Below are 18,377 nucleotides of genomic sequence, written 5' to 3' on the forward strand. Positions count from 1 at the left end.
TATCAGTCTCCAGCCGCGGGCGTCGCGACCGGCGTCTCCCGCGTCCGCAGGTAGGTAATGACGAAGATGCCCGTCGCGACGCCGATGAACGCCGCGGCGGTGAGAAACGCCGCAGTCGTCGAGACGGCGTCCTTGATCCCGCCGACGAGGACCGGCCCCGTGACCTGGCCGACCTTCCAGGCGATCGACCGGAGCGACATACTCGACGCCACCGAATCGAGCGTCTCACCCTCTTCGACGAACAGCGCCATACTCGCAGGTAGCCGGACACTGTCGGCGATACCGAGAATGCCGTAGGCAGCGAAGAGCGCGAAGAACGCCCCACCGAGCACCTGCGTCCGGCCGAACGCGTCGAAGCGAACCGGCTGGATCGCCCCCTCGAACACGAGTGCGAACGGGATGAGTGCCGTCCCGAGTCCGTACAGGAGCGCGCCGACGGCGACGAACCAGTATCGCCGGCCGATCCGGTCGGTCAGATCGCCCATATACCCCTGGAAGATCGACTTCGTTAGCTTCCCGCCGGCGAGGATCCACCCGATGGCGAAGGCGTTGATCCCGAACTCGGTTCGCGCGAAGATCGGCAGGAAGATGATGACGGCCATCTTGCCGACCGAGAAGCCGACCCGGAAAATCACGAGCGCGCGGATCATCGGCCGGCTCAGCAGGGATCGGAACGTCTCCATGCCGGTCGCCTCGTCGGGGTCTTTCTGTCCGCCAGGGTTGTCGCGGAGGTAGCGCCACACGAGGACGAGCGCGAGGAACGTGATCGCCGTCAGCGCCGCGTACGCCCAGACGAAATCGTAGGTGTAGAGCAGATAGCCACCGATGACGTCGCCGGCGAGACTGGAGAAGGCACCGACCTGATTGTACGCGCCGAGCCAGCGACCGCTGCCGTCCTCGGGGCTGATCTCGCCGACGACGGCCGAGCCGGTGATCCAAAGCAGGCTGGCGCCGAGCCCCTGGAGGATTCGGATCAGGATCACGTGCACCGAGTTCTCGACTAGCGCGAAGCCGACGAAGACGGCGACGTTGATCGCCAGGCCGGCGAGCAGGAAGTGCTTGGCGTTGCCCGTGTCGACTTTCCGGCCGAGCGGGAGGACGACGAGCAACTGCGCGATAGCGAAGGCCGTGCCGAACAGCCCCTCGACGATGCCGGTCGTCCCGAACTGGTCGGCGTAGAGCGCCAGCGCGATCAGGATCGTCGAGTAGGCCTGACTCCGGGCGAAGGCGACCCCGGACAGCGCGGCGAACTCCCGGTCGCGCAGGAGTCCGAGCGCTCCGCTGGCGTGTCCTGTCATTGCGTGTTCGAATCGCCGCCGTCGACGGAATTAAACGGCACTATTCGGGGAGCCACAGGGGTGTGTTGCCGGGTGACGTAGTCGAGGCCGAGGGGGTCGCGCGTCGTCTACTCACCGGACACAGCGCCGTCGCTCGCGAACGTGAAAACGGTATGAATGGTGGACAGCGAGATTGCCCGGCGTTCCGGCACGGGGAATCCCGGTTGCCTCCTCCACCCCGCGATCCTCCGAGCGACGAACGTTCACTGGTTCGCTGCTCGCTTCCGCGCCTGACGGGGTGCCAGCGACGAATCGTGGCAGACCGACCCTGCGGCCGGCGTTCACGAACCGCCGTCCCCGAAGGACGAGGTTTCTACGTTGGCTTCCGGGGCCCGTGTCGGTCTGACCGGACGCCCCCGGGTTCGGTCCCCGCTAAAGGCCAAAGTTGCGGGTGGAGAGCAGGGCCTAGCTGCCCGACCTAGTCCATCGACACGTAGACCGGGGCCACATAAGGGGCTTTCGACTCACAGAGTCGCCGATCGCCGGACGCCGTCGGGGGCAATCCCGCCCCGCCCGTATCGCCGTGCCCGCTCAACGGAGTACGGCTCGGGCGTAGCTTCCCGCAGTGACGGCGACGACGGAGGTTCCCGTGACGACGATCCACCGGTGGTTCTCGATCCAGGCGTACTCCGCAGGGAAACTGAAGAGCAGCGTCGAATCGATCGACAGCGCCCACAGCAACGAGAACAGCACCATCGCCAGCGCGGAGACGAGCGCGACGCCGCCGAGCGTTTGCGGGTCCGAGCGCTCCTGTGCGCCGGCCAGAAAGACGACGATATTGAGGAGCGCGAGGACGCCGACGATCGAGACGCCGAGGGGGCCGGCGGCGTAGTACTCGGCGACGCCCACGTCAGGTGCTGTGATCAACAGGGCGGGCGCGAAGACGACGCCCGCGAGGAGGAGACACACGACCGCACCGATCGTCGGGGCGACGGATCTGAGATTCATACTCGTCTCACGTGTCGGTTGGCTCGCGTGTAAGCGCTTCGAGACCTACCGGAAGTCGAGACTCCCCGGCCCGCTCGTCTCCCGGAAGGGAAACCGGTAAGCCACCACCCCCTCGTTCTCGACTATGGAGCGCGTAGCGATCATCGGCGCGTCGATGACCCAGTTCGGGCAGCGCGAGGAGTGGATCCGCGGGCTGCTCGCCGAGGCGGGCAGCGCCTGCCTCGAGGACGCTGGCGTCTCGGCGGACGCCGTCGATCACCTGTACGTCTCGAATATGGCGAGCGGAGAGTTCGAAGGGCAGACTGGCGTCCCGAATGCCCTCGCACACGACCTCTCGGCGGTCCCCGCCTACACCGCCCGGATCGATCAGACGTCGTCGTCCGGCGGCGCGGGCGTGTACGCGGCCTGGCAGTCGGTCGCCTCCGGCGCCTCGGAGATGACGCTTCTCGTCGGCGGCGAGAAGATGACGCATCGATCGACCGCGGAGGCGACGGACGTCATCGCGTCGCTGACGCACCCCGTCGAGTACAAACACGGCGTCACGCTCCCCTCCTTTGCGGGACTGACGGCACGCCACTACCTCGACAAGTACGACGCGCCGCGGGAGTCGCTCGGCAAGGTCGCAGTGAAGAACCACAAGAACGGCGTCGACAACCCCCACGCGCAGTTCCAGAAGGAAGTCGACCTCGACACCGTCTTGGAGTCGCCGATCGTCGCCGACCCGCTTCGGCTCTACGACTTCTGTCCGATCACTGATGGTTCGGCGGGATTGCTGTTCTGCCCCGAGTCGGTCGCCCGCGAGTACGCCGACGAGTATGCGGTCGTCTCCGGGATCGGCGGCGCGACGGACACCCACGTCGTTCACGAGCGCGCGGATCCGACGACGATGGGCGGCGTCGTCAACTCCGCAGAACAGGCCTACGAGATGGCCGACGCCGACCCCGACGACGTCGACGTCGCGGAACTCCACGATATGTTCACCATCCTGGAGTTCCTCCAGTCGGAGGACCTCGGCTTCTTCGAGAAGGGCGAAGGGTGGAAGGCCGTCGAAGAGGGCGTCACCGACCGCGACGGCGAGCTCCCGATCAACACCTCGGGCGGACTGAAGTCGAAGGGCCATCCCCTCGGCGCATCCGGGGTGGCACAGGTGTACGAGATCTACCAGCAAGTCATCGGTGACGCCGGCGCCCGGCAGGTCGACGCCGAGACCGGCCTCGCCTGCAACGTCGGTGGGTTCGGAAACTGCGTGACGACGACGATCCTGGAGGGACAGCTATGAGCGACGAGTCAGACACCGGCGACGACGAACAGACGATGGAAGCGTACCGCTACCCCGATGGGAGCATCACGTACCCCGGACACCCGTTCGGGCCCGGCGGCGAGGAACCGACCGGAACGGTCGACCTGAGCGAGTACGTCGCCGAGGTCGTCACGTGGACGACGTCGACGGCGACGCCACCCGGCGTCCGACAGCCGAACACGCTCGCGATCGTCGAGTTCGACGTCGACGGCGAGCCCGTTCGTGCCATCGGTCAGGTGACGACCGAGGAGGTCGAGATCGGCGACGAGGTCCGTCCGGTCTACTGCGCGGAACTCCGCGATCCCGAGAAGGGCATCCGCGAACCGGCGAGCCAGGAGTGGGACGGATTTCGGTTCGAGCCCACAGAGTAACTTATATCGCGTCGCGGACGCGACGGGTGATCTCGTCGACGTCGTAGTCGTCTTCGGCTTTATCCCAGACGATCTCGTCGTCGACCGCAACAGTAAGAACGCCGTGGTCTCCGGTCACCAGTGCCACGCGATCGAGCCGGTCGCCGAACTGTTCGAGTAGCGCGTGCTGGATCTTCTCGGCGCGTTCGAGGAATCCACAGGGAACGCAGTATTCGATTTCGATAGCGGACATCTGTCTTCGGAGCGTTGGCTCTGTGCCGTGTTAAGCGCGTCGTGACCGACGTTCCGTCTCGGAGTCAGACTTTTGTCCGCTGACGCCGTACTCGGGTATTGGTATGTGTTACCATACATACCAACTGAAGGCGCTAGCGGAGGAGCGACGAGCGCAAGCCGCACGGCGTGAAGAGGAGACGGAGGACGAAATCCGCACCGACGATGTCGAGGACGGCGTCACCGAGGAGCACAGCCCCGAGAAACGAACCAAGCCACAGCCAGTCGGGTTCGCCTGAGCACCCGGAACCGCACTATTTAGACCCCGAACGGCGTGGTCGGTCCGGTCGTCGCAGCGACCGACCACGTCGACGTTCACCCGAGCCGATTCCCGAGCAGCGGCCGCCAGTACAGCAGCGCGACCGTCAGTAAGAAGACGACTGTCGACACGTCGTAGGAGAAATCGAACGTCGCTGCAACGACGGCGGAACTGCCGCCGAGCACCCCCGAAAGAATCGACGCTAGAATCGGCCACGAACAGGAGACACACGAGAGCAAGCCGACGATCCCCGAGACTGCTGCGCCGGCGGCGTCGATCACTGTCGCGTACACCAGATACGCCAAGGCGACGTAGCCGACCATACGGGCAGGCATCAACACGAGCGCCGCCCACGGCGTCGAGACGACCGGCGCTGGCCCCCACCCCGGAGCGAGCGTCGCCAGCCGGACGCCGAACTCACCAGCCCCGGGACGCATCGCCGTGACGAGAACGCCGCCGGCGGCCGCCAACGCGACGAAATAGAGGACCGCGATCGCGGCCGCCCGGCGTCGCGTCCGCTCGTCGGCCGGTGCCGGGTCGGTCTTCCAGACGGCGACGACACCGACGAAGATCCACGCGAGGCCGTAGACCGCATAGCGTGGCTGCGTGATCGTAATTCCGGACAGGAGAACGTACGCGACCGAGAGCACCGCGAGGGAGTTACCGATCAGCGCGGCGTAGAGAAGATCGCGCGTGTCGACGCTGACCGCGCGTGCGACGGACATCATACCGCCAACGCGTCGACGACGACGGCGAGCAGCAGCGCCCCGAGATACGCGTTCGACGCGTGGAACGACCGGAACGCCGCGGCTTCGGTCTGTTCGTAGTGCAGGCGGATCGCGAAGTAGAGGAAGATCGCGCCGAAGACGACGGTCGTGAGCGCGTACGCCAGTCCGAGCGCCTGCATCGAAGCCATCGCACCCGCGGCGACGAGCGTCGCCGCCAGATACCAGAGGATGTGTTTGCGGGTCGTCGTCTCACCGCGGACGACCGGCATCATCGGGAAGCCGCCGCGCTCGTAGTCGTCCTTGTACGCGAGCGCGAGGTTGTAGAAGTGCGCCGGCGTCCACAAGAAGATGATCGTCGCGAGTGCGATCCCGCCGAGACCGATCTGTCCGTCGACGGCGACCCAGCCGATCAGCGCCGGGAGCGCGCCCGCCGCGCCACCGATGACGGTGTTCTGGACGGTGTTCGGCTTCAGCAAGAGCGTGTAGACGACGCTGTAAAACAGGATCGCTGCGACGCCGAGCACGGCCGCGAGCACGTTCACCCACGCGAACAGCGCAATCGACCCCGCGGCCAGGAGAACGCCGAACGCGAGGGCGTTGCGGACGGGAACGAGGTCGGTCGCAAGGGGCCGGTCGCTCGTCCGCTGCATCCGACGGTCGATGTCGCGCTCGAAGACGTGGTTGAACGTCCCGGACGCGCCGATCGACAGAACGCCGCCACCGAGCGTCGCGAGCACGACGCCGATCGTCAGGCCGCCGTTCGTCGTCGCCGCCAGCGCCATCCCGGCGGCCGCGACGAGACAGAGCAGCCACATCAGCCGGGGTTTCGTCAGCCGGACGTACGCCTTCGCGGTCGCGACCAGCCGTTCCCGGCGGTCGGTCGGAATGTCCGGTTCGTACGCGTTGTCGACCGGCGGGTCGAGATCGATGCTATCGACGGGCTCTTCGGAGGGGTCACCCGTCTCCCGTTCGAGGCTCCACGCGAGCGCGGCCACCAGCGAAACGAAGATTCCCATCCCGACGGTCAAGTGCGCCGCCGAGAGCGTTGCGTCGGCACCACCGACGGCGACGAACGCGCCGAGGGCGGCCTGGACGGGATAGAGGAGTCCTGCCAGGAGCGTCGCACCGAGGACGCGTCGCCCCGCACTAGCGCGCACGGCCGAGACGACAGTTACGACGCCGAGGACACCGACGGCGACGGCCAGCAGCCGATGTCCGACTGCGAGCCACCCCGCGGCCGACGTCGGCGACGTCCAGCCGTCACCACAGATCGGCCAGGCCGTACACGACGCGGCCGCGTCTGTGAGAGCCGTGGTTGCACCGACGAGCAAGAGGAGATAGACGCCGATGGCGGTCGCTGCGAGTAGATTGTGGAACCGATTGTGTGTTGCAGTCGACGCCACGAAAGTCACCTATACGCCGTTAGGAATCACCGTACTTAGGGTCCCCGCTTTCCTGACCGCAGTCGGTCCGTGAGACAGCAAAGTATCGGACAATATGTGGACTACTGCACTCACCACCCGGTCGCAGTCGATCGATCGCGACGAGCAGTCTGTTGCAGACGGTACGATAGAGTGACCGAAGTCAGCAACTATTTACGTGGTACTTCCTAACTCCGCACCGATGCGAAAGACGCGTTTGGCACTCGTTTCACTGCTCGCGGTGGTGGTGGCGGGCCTCGTCGCGGATCCGGTCGCCGCACAAGCGTCCGCCAGCGCAGAACTCATCAATGGGTTGAACGGGAAGCTTCTGTACATCGCTGTCCCGATCACCATCCTGGTAGAGGTAATCCTCCTCTACACGGTGGTGAAGTTCAGGAACAACGACGATCCGTCACCGACCCAGGAGAACCGTCGCCTGGAGATCACGTGGACGATCGCGACGGCGATCATCCTCCTCTTCGTCGGTGTGGCCTCCTACGGCGTTCTCGCGAACGAGAACGTCACTGCGGGCCCCGAGATCGAGAGTACCCAGGGCGAACCCGTCGTCGTCCACGCCGAGGCGTACCAGTGGGGCTGGGAGATGTCGTACCCCGAATCGGGTAACTTCTCGACCGGCACCGAGATCGTAGTCCCGAAGGACCGTCCGGTCCAAATCCAGGTGACATCACGTGACGTGATCCATGGATTCCACGTTCCGAAGTTAGCACTCAAGACGGACGCGATGCCTGGACAGGTGAACACGATCAAGACGGTCGCCTACGAGGAAGGGACGTACCAGGGCTACTGTACTGAGTACTGTGGCGTCGCTCACTCGCAGATGTACTTCACCGTCGAGGTCGTCTCCCAGGACGAGTACCAGCAGTGGCTCGACGAACAGCAGAGTAGCGAGTAATCGCGCGCCCGCTTTTCGGGTTTCTTCGGTCTGTGAGCAGCCGCTACGCGCTGCTTTCTACTTCTCCTGTCCAGCTGGTCGGCGAGTGCCGGCGATACCGGAAAAAGCGGCTACGCGTTCCGATCTGCGTCCGAGATTGCTTCTTCTGCCGGCGCCTCGTGGTCCGGTCCACGCTCTTCGAGAATCCGGTCGATGATCCGTCCGGTCGAGAGCAGTTCATCGTCGTACCGTGGTTCCCGAGCTGACGCGCGATCGACCTCACAGTCGATCCCACGTCCTGCGAGCGCGTCGCGGAGCGCGTCTGCGTCGTGGTGCTGATCGTGCCCGAGAACGATGACGTCGGGATCGATCCGCTCGATGGGGACGAAGATGTCTTCGCGGTGCCCGAGGTGCGCATCGGTCACCATCTCGAGCGCGCCGACGACATCCCGTCGCTGTCGATCGGGCAACACAGGACGTTCCTTGTGTGTGACGTTCTCCCGTCGGGCGACGATGACGTGTAGTTCGTCGCCCATCGCGGCCGCTTCCGAGAAGTAGTGGATGTGGCCGGGATGAATGAGATCGAACGTCCCCTGCGCGACGATCCGGCGGGTCACCGGTAAGACCCTCCGGACTCCCGATAGCTCCCGCCGAGGTTGCCGTAGTCGAGGTCGAGGTCGTCCTCGGTGAAGTCGAAGAAGTCCTCGGGATCGGGCAGGTCGACGTCGAGGACGGGAAGGTCGCGAACCTCCCCGCTCTGGTCGAACGCCTGCCAGTCAGTCGGGCCGTACGGATGACCGAGGATGATGTGGACCTGGCCTTGGCCGAAGGTGTCCAGATCGGCGTCGCTCGGCCGGAGGACGCCGTTCGGGTGAGAGTGGATCGACCCCACCGCGTGGCGGTCGTTCGGGATCATATTGCTGTCGACGGTGGCGCTCGTCGGATCCGATCGCGTCCCCGGGACGATCAACACCTCCGTGATGACGGTGCCCGAGCGATCGAGATCGAAGTGGCTGGCGTCTTCGCCGCGGAGAAAGCCCATATACTCGTTCGGATGTGTCTCGCGGGATGCCTCCCGTGCGAAGTCGAGCGCGTCGGCGGCGATGCCGATCACCTCACTCGACCGGAAGAGTCGCATATTCGATTCTCCGGTTCGTCGCCTTCTAAGCGTTCCGGTCGGATTCAGGCGAGACCAGCCGACCGCACCGTCGGGAGACGGCGTCGGCGGTACCCGCCCCGTGCGCGCGGATTGTAAAGTCTTAACCGCGACGCACCACTTCTCGCCAGTATGACCGCCGATAACGCCGGGGATTCCGGCGGCGCGTCCGCTCCGGATTCGGAGACGGACTCGCGACCTATCGTCTACGATCTCGCACCGAACTGCACGCTCGAAGACGTCGAAGAAGGCGAACGGTACCACGCCGTCGTCAACGGCGTCGTCGAATACGGCATCTTCGTCGACATCTCCGACGAGGTGTCCGGACTCGTCCACGAGTCGAACCTCGATCGCTCCTACGAGGTCGGCGACCGCCTGACCGTCACGCTCGAAGAGATCAAAGAGAACGGCGACCTCGCGTTCGACGTCTTCACCGAGTCGACGTACCAGACCGTCGTCGTCGATCACGAACCCGACATCGCGCCGATCGCAGGATTGAGCGCCGGCGACGAAGTCCACATCGAAGGACAGGTCGCCCAGATCAAACAGACCGGCGGCCCGACCGTCTTCCGCATCGCCGACGAGACGGGAATCGTCTCTGCGGCGGCGTTCCGCGAGGCGGGCGTTCGCGCCTTCCCGGCCGTCGACCTCGACGACGTCGTCCGGATCGGCGGCAGCGTCGAGTCCCACGACGGCTCGCTCCAGCTCGAAGTCGACTCGATGACTCGACTCGACGGCGAGGCGATGGCCGAGGCCCGCGAACGCCTCGACGCCGCGTTCGAGGAACGCGCAGCGCCCGAGGACGTCGAGTCACTCGTCGAGTGGCCGGCGTTCGAGAAACTCCGCGACGACCTGCGCGAGGTCGCTCGCCTGCTGCGACGGACGGTGCTGGAAGGGCGTCCGATCCGCGTTCGACACCACGCCGACGGCGACGGGATGTGCGCCTCCGTGCCGGTTCAGCTGGCGCTGGAGAACTTCATCGAGGCCGTCCACGACGACGACGACGCCTCGCGGCACCTCGTCAAGCGACTTCCCTCGAAAGCGCCGTTCTACGAGATGGAGGACGTCACGCGCGACCTGAATTTCGCGCTCGAAGGCCGTGCGCGGCACGGCCAGCGGCTCCCGCTCCTCCTGATGCTCGACAACGGCTCCACCGAGGAGGACGTCCCCGCCTACGAGAACCTCGCACACTACGACGTGCCGATCGCGGTCGTCGACCACCACCACCCCGACCCGGAGGCGGTCGACGACCTCCTCGACGCCCACGTCAACCCCTACCTCTACGACGAGGACTACCGCATCACGACGGGGATGATGTGCGTCGAACTCGCGCGGATGATCGACCCCGACGTGACCGAGGAACTCCGCCACGTCCCGGCCGTCGCGGGCCTGGCCGACCGCTCGAAGGCCGAGGCGATGGAAGACTTCGTCTCGCTCGCCGAGTCTGAGGGCTACGACCGCGAGCGCCTGCTCGACGTCGGTGAGGCGCTCGACTACGCGGCTCACTGGCTGCGATACAACGACGGCCAGTCGCTCGTCAACGACGTGCTGAACGTCGGCTGCGACGACGAGGACCGCCACCAGGAACTCGTCGACTTCCTCGCGAGCCGCGCCGAGCGCGACGTCGAACGGCAGATGGACGCCGCCGCTTCTCACCTCGAACACGAGCGGCTGGAGTCCGACGCCCACCTCTACACTGTCGACCTCGACGAGTGGGCCCACCGCTTCACCTACCCCGCGCCGGGGAAGACCACCGGAAAGCTCCACGACCGAAAGGTCCGCGAACACGGCGAGCCGGTCATCACGATCGGCTACGGCCCCGACTTCGCCGTCCTTCGGTCCGACGGAGTCCGCCTCGACATCCCGCGGATGGTCGCGGAACTGAACGAGGAAGTCGTCGGCGGCGGCGTCTCCGGTGGCGGCCACCTCGTCGTCGGGTCGATCAAGTTCGTCAAGGGGATGCGCACCGAGGTCATCGAGAGCCTCGTCGACAAGATGGCCGACGCCGAACTCGACGAGGAACTCTCCTCGCAGGCCGTCGTCGACACCGAGGCCTAAGGGCGCCGCCGACAGCGCAGACGCGGGCCGCACTTCTCACTCGAAGTCCACCGTTCGGCGAAGGACGAAGCCGGCGAGCGACGCCGCCGAAAGCGCACCCAGTGCCATCGTGAGCGTCCGCTTTCCGTTCTGCATCCCCTCTCGACTACTCGTTCGTTCGCCGCTCGACCCGCCGGCTCCGGCGGCGTCCCAATCCGCTGTGAAGACCCGTCCGTAGTACGCCGCCGCCGCCTCGCCGTCGAGCGCGAGGGTGACTTCCCTGTTCTCGGTCGCCGCGTGTTCGTTCCAGTTGAGACTGCCGACGATGACCGTCTCCCCGTCGATCACCGCGCCTTTCGCGTGGACTTTCCCGAACCGTCCGGCCGGGCGAGCGATCCGCGCCTCGATCGGGAGGCCACGTTCGCGGAGGCGCATCGTCCGCTCGACGACCGCCTGGTTCGACTCCTCGTCGTACCACGCGTTCGAGAGGAGGATGCGGACGTCGACGCCGCGCTCGGCGGCGGCGACGAGCGACGCGAAGTAGGGGCCGTCCGGGTCGAGCCGTGGTGACAGGACGGCGATGCGGGCCTCTGCGCCGGCGATTTCGCTCCTGACGGCGGCCCCCGCGTTTCCGGGGGCCGTCAGCACTCGCACGTGTTCGATAGTGACCGTTTCGGGGGCGAATCCAGCATCGTACGACCCCGAAGCAGGGTCCTCTTCGACGAACGAGGCGTTCCGGCGGTGTTCGCGCCACGGCACGGCGTCGATGCCGTCGGCGTCGTGAGCGAAGACAGCGGCGAGTTCGTCGGCCGTCCGCTCGGAGTGAACGCGGACCCCCCACCCACGGCTGTCCCGACCCCCGGTCCCCGCCGGCTTCCAGTTCTCCGTCAACACGAGCGCGTCGTCGTCGCTGACGGCGTACTTGGGGTGGTGATACGAAAAGCGCGCGTGCGGGCCGTCGATCACGCGGACGTCGACGCCGCCCGCGACGAGGCGGTCGAGTTGTTCGCGCTGATTAGTCGTCGTCCCGCCGACTGGGCCGCCTTCCAGGAGCACGCGCACGCGGACGCCGCGGTCGGCCGCGGCGAGGAGCGCGTCGGCGACCCGGGGCGAGGCGAACGTGTAGCCGGCGAGCAGGACCCGCGTCTCGGCGCGCTGGAGCGTTTCGAGCGGCACATCGGGCGAATCTGGGAGGACGAAAGCCGTCGCGGTCGCCGGCCCCGTCGCGACGACCGGCCGTGGAGATAACCCACGCGGCGTCCACTGGCCGGTCGTCGCGTTCAACCGCTCGCCTTCGCGAGCGCGGTCGTAGATGACGCGATCGACGGCGACGCCGTCTCGACGAAGGACGAGTCGTTCACCGGCGTTCGCCAGCGAGAGCGAGGCTCGGACGACCGGCACGTCGACGAGCGCTCGCGTCGCGTTCGGCGCCGCGGACAACGCGACGGTGCCGGTCGAGGGGACGCTGATATTCGACTCGCCGTCCGAGAGCGTCAGGTTCGACGCACTCGCGGCGTCGACGACGACAAATTCGCCGACGTCGCCGTTTGCGACCGGATCCGGAAACGTGGCGACGATGTGCGGCCCTGCGGGTTGTCCATCGGTGGTGTTGGTCGCGGGCGAGCTGGGACCGGCTCCCGAAGACGCGGCCGCAACGGGCGCGACAGCTCCAGCGATCCCGGCAGCAACGAGGAGGAGCACGCAGACGAGCCGATACGCTTCACGAGAGGCGGGTCGCTGGACAGTCGTCCGATTCGCTGCGACATAGCGGCCCGCGATCCCCGTACGACGCGCTCGTGATACCACGGCGCGTCTGGCCCGGCGATCCTATTTGAACGTACGCAGTCGCCGCCCAGTTACGTGGTCGCCGTCCGGTTACGCCGTCGGCGCTTCCGCGTCGGCGTCGTCATCCCCGAGTGCGTCAGTCGCGAGGTCGGCCTCGTGCTGGACGAGGAAGGAGCGTTCGTCGGTGTACTCGGCGACGGTTTCGAGAGCTTCCTCGGTGCCGATCTGCCGGAGCGCCCACGCCGCGGCGGCGCGGACGGTGTCGCTCTCGTCGTCGGCCAGCGTGTCCGCGAGGGGCGCGACCGCGCGCGTGTCGCCAATGAGACCGAGCGCGCGTGCGGCGTACGGCCGAACGTTGTCGTTGTCCATCTCCAGTTTGTCCGCGATCGCCTGCGTCGCCTCCGTCGACCCGATCTCGCCGAGCGCGCGGAGCGTCACCTTCTGGAGCGCCGGATCGGAGTCTGCGTCGACGTACTCGACGAGCGTCTCGACGGCCTCCGCTGCTCCATCACCCATCCGGCCGAGCGCCTTGATCGCCGCCTTGTCGCGGCGCTGGGCGAGTTGGTGCATCTCCTCGAAGGCTTCGGGGTTCGCCATCCGGACGAGCGCATCCATACAGTGCTCCTGCATAAACTCCGACTGGAGGCTATCCTTCGCGAGCAGCACCATATCGACGCGGCCGCGCTTCTCCCACTCTTTGAGCGCCGACAGCTCCGGTGGGTAGTCCTTGTAGTGACCCAGGACGTCGTAGAAGCCTTGCGCCATCAGTTGCTCGTTCGTCTCCAGGTCGTCCCACTCTTGGGCGTCTTCGAGACCGGCTTCGAGGTCGTCGGTCGCCTCCAGGAGCGACGCGATCGTCTCGGTGTCCTCGTCGGCGTCGAGGTCCGCGGCTTCGACGGCCGCGATCGCGTCGTCGAGTGCCGCCACGAGGGCGTCCTCGTCGTCACCGTCGAGCGCGACGTCGGCGTCCAGTTCACCGGCGACGGCGTCGGCGAAGGCCGAGACGACGTCGACGATCTCGGATTCGCCCTGTTCGGTCCACTGGGTGTCGGTCACCTTCGACTGCGCGGCCTCGATCTCGTCGACGACGTCGCTCGCGTACGGGCCGCGCTGGGACTCCAGGTCGTCGCGGAGGTCGGAGACGCGCGATTCGAGCTCCGCGCGCGGATCCTCGGCGTCTTCGTCGTCCTCGTCGGGTTCGGGCAGATCCGCGGCTTCGAGGTCCGACTCGATCCCGTCGAGGTCGGACTCGACGTCGTCTAAGTCTGCCTCCGTCTCCGCGCCCTCGAGGGCGGATTCGACGTCGTCGAGGCGTTCGTTCAGGGTTTCGGGCGTCGCGTCTGTCGACTCGTCCGACGCCGCCGTCTCCTCCGCATCGGCAGCCGTCTCGTCGTCCCCGTCGCTCATATGCTCGATATCCGTCCGTACCCGAAAAGAGCGTTTCCCTTCTGTCGCCGCGGCGTCCCGAACGCTCTTTATAGGCTCGCAGGTGCAACTGGGGCCAATGACCGCTCCGAGCGAGGACACGGCCGGTGACGTGAACGACACTACAGACGCGGACGACACTACAGACACGGACGACACCACAGACGCCGATGGCTCCGAAGACACGAACGACTGGGACACGACGGCCTACGACGGGTCGCACTCGTTCGTCTACGAGTACGGCTCCGACGTCGTGGAACTACTCGACCCGCAACCGGACGAGCGGATCCTCGATCTCGGCTGCGGCACGGGACATCTGACCGACCGTATCGCGGATGCTTGCGCGGGGGTCGTCGGCATCGATCAGTCGGCCGAGATGATCGAGACCGCACGCGAGGCCCACCCAGACCGGCAGTTCGTCCGGGCCGACGCCCGCGACTTCGACGTCGAGGAACCGTTCGACGCCGTGTTCTCGAACGCCGCCCTCCACTGGATCCACGAGCAGGACGCCGTCATCGACGCGGTGGCGGAGGCGCTCGAACCCGGCGGGCGGTTCGTCGCCGAACTGGGCGGTACGGGGAACGTCGGCACCATCGTCGGCGCGATTCAGGCCGAACTGGACGCGCGCGGGTACGAACCGCCGACGGAGCCCTGGTACTTCCCGACCGTCGGCGAACACGCCACACGCCTCGAAGATCACGGGTTCGAGGTCCGCTACGCGCGCCTGTTCGATCGCCCGACCGAACTCGAGGAGGGCGAAAACGGCCTGGCGGCGTGGATCGAGATGTTTGGTGACCGGCTCCTCGGCCCGGTGCCGGAATCAGAACGTGGTGCCGTCGTCTCGGCGGTCGAAGACCGACTCCGAGAGGATCTCTACGACGACGGGACGTGGACCGCCGACTACCGGCGGTTGCGGTTCGTCGCCGTCCTCGAATGAGCCACGGCGTGCGCGTGCTGGCGTTCTCCCGGTCTCGTCGTTAGGTCGCGTCGAGATACGTCTCGGCGAGTCCGTCCAGCGCTTCGTGATGCTCGGTCGTGTGCGGCGCGGTCAGCGGCGAGACCGACACCTTGCCCTCGACGACTGCGCGGCGGTCGGTGCCTTCCGGATCCGGGATGTCGCCCGCGCGCATCATCTCCCATATGCCGTCGTGGAGTGTGATCCGGCCGTTACCGTCGTGCTCGGCCGTCATCTCGTATAGGGTCGACGGGCGCGTGATTTCGAGCGGTGCGGGGCCGCTCTCCGGGTCGACGATGGGCGCGTTGATGTTCAGATACTCCGCCTGTTCGAACACGCCCGCGCCGAGCGCGTGTTCGAGCAGGTACGTCGTCGCGCGCGTCGCGTTCGCGAAGTCTGCGGGGTCGGTGGCCTGCTCGCGCCACGGCGTGTCGCCGTCGCCGGGGACGTACAGCGAGACAGCGATCGCCGGGACGTCGAAGAACGCCGATTCGACGGCCGCGCTGACGGTTCCCGACCGACCGAGGACGTACGCCCCGAGATTCGCGCCCTTGTTACAGCCGGCGACGACGACGTCGACCTCCGGACACAGCGATTCGAGGCCGGCGACGACGCAGTCGGCGGGGGTGCCGTCGATCGCGTACCCCAGGTCGTGCTCGCGGACGGCGACGTCGTTCGAGAGTTGGCGTCCGACGGCGCTCTGGTCGTTTGCGGGCGCGACAGCAGTCACGTCTGTGAACGCCGAGAGCTCCTCGTATAGCGCCTGGAATCCGACGGCGTCGATGCCGTCGTCGTTCGTCAAAAGTACAGAGAGCGAATCGCTCATATCGGTATCTTCGCGGGACGGCGGAAAGGTGTACCGCCCGTGGCGGTCTTCAGAGGCGGTTTCCCAGATGGGATCGGTCAAGGGGACGGATCAGCCTGGGACGATCCGGCTCACGCGACGCCCTCGACGAACGTCTCGTCGTCGACGACGAGGTTGTACGCGCCCTCGTCGCCGTTCCACAGACAGAGGACGTTCTCGAACGCCAGCACGTCGCCGTAGTCGGCTGTGAGAAGCGCCTCGTTCAGCGGGTCGCGCGTGGTCGAGACCGCGTAGTGTTCGACCGACTCGCTGCCGTCGCTGATCTTGAACAGGGGATTGGCGTCGTCGCTGTCGGTCAGGTCGCGGCTCAACTTCACCGCGAGGAGATCGATGCGGTTCGTGACGTGTCGCTCCATCTCGGCCATCTTCGCGTGCCGATCCGGGTCGGCAAGGACGTCCGCGCGGCGCGCTCCGTCAGGCCGCAGAATCGCGTAGGAGAACTGGACCGTCTCGTTTCTGAACGTGCCGTCCCCGGGCGTGCGCCCGCTGGACTCGGGGACTGTATCTGACTCCGAGTCGGCCGCAGACCCGGTTCCTGTCTCGGCCGTGGACTCCACGCCAGCGTCGGCCGTCCCGGCCTCGTCGAGGCGGTGCTGGAACGGCGGTGCAGCGACGTCGCGGCGGCGATCGAACGACCAGCCGCGATCGGAGGGGGCCTCCCCCGGCCACAGTCGGAGCGTCGGCGCGTACACCGACACCGCAGACGCCGGCGGCGCGAGCGCGCGCTCGACGTCGCGGAGCCCCGTGCTGGTGTTGCGGTCGGCGGGTGCGATGGCGACGAACGAGCCGTCGTCTGCGACGGCGTCGAGATACCGCGACGCGACGGCTTCGGGGTCGTCGAGTTCGCTCAGCACGTTCGCGAAGAGGACGAGATCGAACTCGCTCCCGGGCTCGAACGCCTCGGCGGTCTCGCGGTGGATCGTCGTCCGGAAGTTCCGTCCCGTCTCTTTCAACATCCGTTCGAGCACGTCGGCCGACGCGGACGGTTCGACGGCGTGGTAGTCGACGACGGCGTCCGCCGGAAGATAGTCGTGCAGCCCGAGCGCCGGCCCGCCGGTTCCCGCGCCGATGTCGAGGACGCGAAGCGTTCGGGGGAGGTGCTCGCGCTCTGCGAGGTCGTCGAGCACGTAGCCGATCGCCGCGTAGTAGTCAGAGAGGTGATAGACCGCGTACCCGAGCGCCGCCACCGCGTCGTATTCGACGGGGTTCTGCCGGTAGTAGTCCTCTTTGAGTCGGCGGATCGTCTCCCGTAACTGGTCGCCGGTCTCGCCGCGATGCCAGTTCGCCCCGTAGCGCTCGACGAGCAGGTCTTCCAGCGCGAACGCGTACGGTTCGGGAAACGTGTCGGGTTCCCATCCCGGTTGCGGCGCGGGGTCCTCGCTCACCGGAACGAACGTGCCGTCTTCGCGCTCTCTGAGGCCGAGGTCGTACGCCTCCTCGCGGAGTGTTTCTCGGACGACGGCCGGGTGCGGCGTCCCGTCGATGTACTCGTGGATCTCTTCGGGATCGATCGGGCGGACGTTTCGCAGGTACTTCGCGTTCGCGCGCACGGCCTCGCGGTCGATCATTCTGTGTCCCCGTGACCGTCTTCGGTCCTATCGGCGTGCTTCCGCTGTCGCTGTCTGGCCTCTTCGTACAACTGCTCGAAGGCGTCGCCCTCGGCGTCGGCGACGCGGCGTGCGGCCTCCGCGACGGCGTCGGCACCCTCGAACGACTCTTGAATCTCCCGGTAGACGCGTGGGGTCCCCTCGGTCACGGTGTCGACGAGGTCCGACAGGACGCTGGAAATCGGCGTCGCAAACTCCTCGCGGACGTCCTCGGCCGCCAGCGCGTACGCGAGGACCGCCGTGTGCGCCCCCGCTTGCACGGTCTCCATCGCCGAATCGTGTTCGGCGGGGTCCGTCTCGAAGACGTGGTTGTCGGCGTCGGCGATGGCGTCGAGCGCGGCGTCCGTGAGGGGACCGGCGGCGTCGACGACTGCCGCGACGTTCCCTGGGGCGTTTTCCGGGGCGAAAAGCGGGTGCAGACTGACGCGCTCGCGGTCCGGCAGGTGTTCCCGCATCGCTTCCACGGGGTCGGCCATCACGCCGGTAACGTCGAGCATCGCGCGCTCGGCACGCTCGGCGTGGGCCGCAACCGCGTCCCGGACCGCACTGATCGGCACGGCGAGACAGACCACGTCGAACGTTTCCGTCGTATCGAGCGCGACGGCACGACCCTCCACTACGTCCGCAGCGGCGCTCGCGACAGCCCAGTCCCGGTCGGCGAACGCCACGTCGAACTCCGCCGCGAGCGTCTCGCCGGCCCAGCGACCCATCGCGCCGGCTCCGACGACGAGTACCTCCATCGCCGCCGACTACGCGCCGCCCCAATCAAAAGGGGTTCGGTGACGGTTTCGGGACCGACTCCGGGCGAGTTGTGAGCTACTTCCGGAATCAGCGCTGATATTTAGAGGAATACGTTTAACCGAGTGGTTACCCGTGTCTAGGTGGGGGAAAAGAGTCTGTACCGTCGCAAAACTGGCCGGTCGGCCAGACCGACAGCGTATGCTGACGGCACAGCGACTGCTATCGCCGTACAGTATGGGGATGAACACGCGCGTAATCGCTCTATAACAATAGGGGAATA

18 protein-coding genes and 1 other RNA gene are annotated in these 18,377 nt (G+C 66.8%); 6 read left to right on the forward strand and 13 right to left on the reverse strand.

Features of this window, described 5'->3' with window-relative positions:
- Positions 1-2: 2 nt before the first annotated feature.
- The 3 genes from NO347_RS02405 to NO347_RS02415 form a co-directional block, all read right to left on the reverse strand.
- The gene (locus NO347_RS02405; RefSeq protein ID WP_256288102.1) at positions 3-1,298 is read right to left on the reverse strand and encodes an MFS transporter; all 1,296 of its coding nucleotides are present in this window, start codon (positions 1,296-1,298) and stop codon (positions 3-5) included.
- Between the two features lie 157 nt (positions 1,299-1,455).
- An RNA gene (ffs, locus tag NO347_RS02410) (signal recognition particle sRNA) lies at positions 1,456-1,766 on the reverse strand.
- Positions 1,767-1,868: 102 nt separating this feature from the next.
- On the reverse strand, positions 1,869-2,285 hold the full coding sequence (locus NO347_RS02415) for a DUF7548 family protein (RefSeq protein ID WP_256288103.1): 417 nt from the start codon (positions 2,283-2,285) through the stop codon (positions 1,869-1,871).
- A gap of 124 nt (positions 2,286-2,409) precedes the next feature.
- On the opposite strand from NO347_RS02415, the gene NO347_RS02420 reads away from it, so the two are divergent.
- Entirely contained in the window at positions 2,410-3,564 is a 1,155-nt protein-coding gene (locus NO347_RS02420) for a thiolase family protein (RefSeq protein WP_256288104.1), read from the forward strand.
- The gene (locus NO347_RS02425) at positions 3,561-3,956 is read left to right on the forward strand and encodes an OB-fold domain-containing protein (RefSeq protein ID WP_256288105.1); all 396 of its coding nucleotides are present in this window, start codon (positions 3,561-3,563) and stop codon (positions 3,954-3,956) included. The genes NO347_RS02420 and NO347_RS02425 overlap by 4 nt, the downstream gene beginning before the upstream one ends.
- Before the next feature lies 1 nt (position 3,957).
- On the opposite strand, the gene NO347_RS02430 is transcribed toward NO347_RS02425, so the two are convergent.
- The gene (locus tag NO347_RS02430) at positions 3,958-4,188 is read right to left on the reverse strand and encodes a SelT/SelW/SelH family protein (RefSeq protein ID WP_256288106.1); all 231 of its coding nucleotides are present in this window, start codon (positions 4,186-4,188) and stop codon (positions 3,958-3,960) included.
- A 103-nt stretch (positions 4,189-4,291) separates the two neighbouring features.
- Here NO347_RS02430 and NO347_RS02435 point away from each other — a divergent pair, with 103 nt between their 5' ends.
- Positions 4,292-4,465, forward strand: coding sequence for a hypothetical protein (locus tag NO347_RS02435; protein WP_158599309.1), 174 nt, complete (start codon positions 4,292-4,294; stop codon positions 4,463-4,465).
- Positions 4,466-4,541: 76 nt separating this feature from the next.
- Here the strand turns inward: NO347_RS02435 and NO347_RS02440 are convergent, their stop codons facing one another.
- Both NO347_RS02440 and cyoE read right to left on the reverse strand, forming a co-directional pair.
- On the reverse strand, positions 4,542-5,210 hold the full coding sequence (locus tag NO347_RS02440; RefSeq protein ID WP_256288419.1) for a DUF7546 family protein: 669 nt from the start codon (positions 5,208-5,210) through the stop codon (positions 4,542-4,544).
- Positions 5,210-6,616 (reverse strand): heme o synthase, encoded by a 1,407-nt coding sequence (gene cyoE, locus NO347_RS02445; protein WP_256288107.1) that lies wholly within the window; start codon positions 6,614-6,616, stop codon positions 5,210-5,212. Before cyoE ends, NO347_RS02440 begins: the two co-directional genes overlap by 1 nt.
- Before the next feature lie 220 nt (positions 6,617-6,836).
- Between cyoE and coxB the strand changes: the two genes are divergently transcribed.
- Positions 6,837-7,547: a cytochrome c oxidase subunit II gene (coxB, locus tag NO347_RS02450; RefSeq protein ID WP_256288108.1), complete on the forward strand. Its 711-nt coding sequence runs from the start codon at positions 6,837-6,839 to the stop codon at positions 7,545-7,547.
- A gap of 110 nt (positions 7,548-7,657) precedes the next feature.
- On the opposite strand, the gene NO347_RS02455 is transcribed toward coxB, so the two are convergent.
- Complete coding sequence (locus NO347_RS02455) at positions 7,658-8,143, reverse strand: FAD synthase family protein (protein ID WP_256288109.1); 486 nt, start codon at positions 8,141-8,143, stop codon at positions 7,658-7,660.
- Positions 8,140-8,664 (reverse strand): Mov34/MPN/PAD-1 family protein, encoded by a 525-nt coding sequence (locus tag NO347_RS02460; RefSeq protein WP_256288110.1) that lies wholly within the window; start codon positions 8,662-8,664, stop codon positions 8,140-8,142. Before NO347_RS02460 ends, NO347_RS02455 begins: the two co-directional genes overlap by 4 nt.
- Before the next feature lie 150 nt (positions 8,665-8,814).
- On the opposite strand from NO347_RS02460, the gene han reads away from it, so the two are divergent.
- Entirely contained in the window at positions 8,815-10,740 is a 1,926-nt protein-coding gene (han, locus tag NO347_RS02465; protein WP_256288111.1) for a Hef-associated nuclease, read from the forward strand.
- A 36-nt stretch (positions 10,741-10,776) separates the two neighbouring features.
- Here han and NO347_RS02470 read toward each other — a convergent pair whose 3' ends face one another.
- Together NO347_RS02470 and NO347_RS02475 are read right to left on the reverse strand one after the other, a co-directional pair.
- Positions 10,777-12,525 carry a phospholipase D-like domain-containing protein gene (locus NO347_RS02470; protein ID WP_256288112.1) on the reverse strand — a complete coding sequence of 583 codons (1,749 nt, stop codon included), beginning with the start codon at positions 12,523-12,525 and terminating at the stop codon, positions 10,777-10,779.
- A gap of 69 nt (positions 12,526-12,594) precedes the next feature.
- Positions 12,595-13,911 (reverse strand): HEAT repeat domain-containing protein, encoded by a 1,317-nt coding sequence (locus NO347_RS02475; protein WP_256288113.1) that lies wholly within the window; start codon positions 13,909-13,911, stop codon positions 12,595-12,597.
- A 97-nt stretch (positions 13,912-14,008) separates the two neighbouring features.
- On the opposite strand from NO347_RS02475, the gene NO347_RS02480 reads away from it, so the two are divergent.
- Positions 14,009-14,866, forward strand: a complete 858-nt coding sequence (locus tag NO347_RS02480; RefSeq protein WP_256288114.1) for a class I SAM-dependent methyltransferase — start codon at positions 14,009-14,011, stop codon at positions 14,864-14,866.
- A 40-nt stretch (positions 14,867-14,906) separates the two neighbouring features.
- Here the strand turns inward: NO347_RS02480 and surE are convergent, their stop codons facing one another.
- From surE to NO347_RS02495, 3 genes are all read right to left on the reverse strand, one after another.
- Positions 14,907-15,710: a 5'/3'-nucleotidase SurE gene (gene surE / locus NO347_RS02485; protein ID WP_256288115.1), complete on the reverse strand. Its 804-nt coding sequence runs from the start codon at positions 15,708-15,710 to the stop codon at positions 14,907-14,909.
- A gap of 110 nt (positions 15,711-15,820) precedes the next feature.
- Positions 15,821-17,317: a small ribosomal subunit Rsm22 family protein gene (locus NO347_RS02490; RefSeq protein WP_256288116.1), complete on the reverse strand. Its 1,497-nt coding sequence runs from the start codon at positions 17,315-17,317 to the stop codon at positions 15,821-15,823.
- Positions 17,314-18,096, reverse strand: a complete 783-nt coding sequence (locus NO347_RS02495; protein WP_256288117.1) for a prephenate dehydrogenase/arogenate dehydrogenase family protein — start codon at positions 18,094-18,096, stop codon at positions 17,314-17,316. The genes NO347_RS02490 and NO347_RS02495 overlap by 4 nt, the downstream gene beginning before the upstream one ends.
- Positions 18,097-18,377: the final 281 nt, after the last annotated feature.

It is taken from the genome of Halobellus inordinatus, assembly GCF_024464655.1.
GTDB classification, from domain to species: domain Archaea; phylum Halobacteriota; class Halobacteria; order Halobacteriales; family Haloferacaceae; genus Haloquadratum; species Haloquadratum inordinatus.

What these genes read in the sequence shown, in the direction of transcription:
- coxB (WP_256288108.1), top strand. Translation starts at nt 6,837, where the DNA reads ATGCGAAAGACGCGTTTGGCACTCGTTTCACTGCTCGCGGTGGTGGTG.
- NO347_RS02425 (WP_256288105.1), top strand. Translation starts at nt 3,561, where the DNA reads ATGAGCGACGAGTCAGACACCGGCGACGACGAACAGACGATGGAAGCG.
- han (WP_256288111.1), top strand. Translation starts at nt 8,815, where the DNA reads ATGACCGCCGATAACGCCGGGGATTCCGGCGGCGCGTCCGCTCCGGAT.
- surE (WP_256288115.1), bottom strand. Translation starts at nt 15,710, where the DNA reads ATGAGCGATTCGCTCTCTGTACTTTTGACGAACGACGACGGCATCGAC.
- NO347_RS02440 (WP_256288419.1), bottom strand. Translation starts at nt 5,210, where the DNA reads ATGTCCGTCGCACGCGCGGTCAGCGTCGACACGCGCGATCTTCTCTAC.
- NO347_RS02490 (WP_256288116.1), bottom strand. Translation starts at nt 17,317, where the DNA reads ATGATCGACCGCGAGGCCGTGCGCGCGAACGCGAAGTACCTGCGAAAC.
- NO347_RS02460 (WP_256288110.1), bottom strand. Translation starts at nt 8,664, where the DNA reads ATGCGACTCTTCCGGTCGAGTGAGGTGATCGGCATCGCCGCCGACGCG.
- NO347_RS02405 (WP_256288102.1), bottom strand. Translation starts at nt 1,298, where the DNA reads ATGACAGGACACGCCAGCGGAGCGCTCGGACTCCTGCGCGACCGGGAG.
- NO347_RS02475 (WP_256288113.1), bottom strand. Translation starts at nt 13,911, where the DNA reads ATGAGCGACGGGGACGACGAGACGGCTGCCGATGCGGAGGAGACGGCG.
- NO347_RS02435 (WP_158599309.1), top strand. Translation starts at nt 4,292, where the DNA reads ATGTGTTACCATACATACCAACTGAAGGCGCTAGCGGAGGAGCGACGA.
- NO347_RS02420 (WP_256288104.1), top strand. Translation starts at nt 2,410, where the DNA reads ATGGAGCGCGTAGCGATCATCGGCGCGTCGATGACCCAGTTCGGGCAG.
- NO347_RS02495 (WP_256288117.1), bottom strand. Translation starts at nt 18,096, where the DNA reads ATGGAGGTACTCGTCGTCGGAGCCGGCGCGATGGGTCGCTGGGCCGGC.
- NO347_RS02415 (WP_256288103.1), bottom strand. Translation starts at nt 2,285, where the DNA reads ATGAATCTCAGATCCGTCGCCCCGACGATCGGTGCGGTCGTGTGTCTC.
- NO347_RS02480 (WP_256288114.1), top strand. Translation starts at nt 14,009, where the DNA reads ATGACCGCTCCGAGCGAGGACACGGCCGGTGACGTGAACGACACTACA.
- NO347_RS02430 (WP_256288106.1), bottom strand. Translation starts at nt 4,188, where the DNA reads ATGTCCGCTATCGAAATCGAATACTGCGTTCCCTGTGGATTCCTCGAA.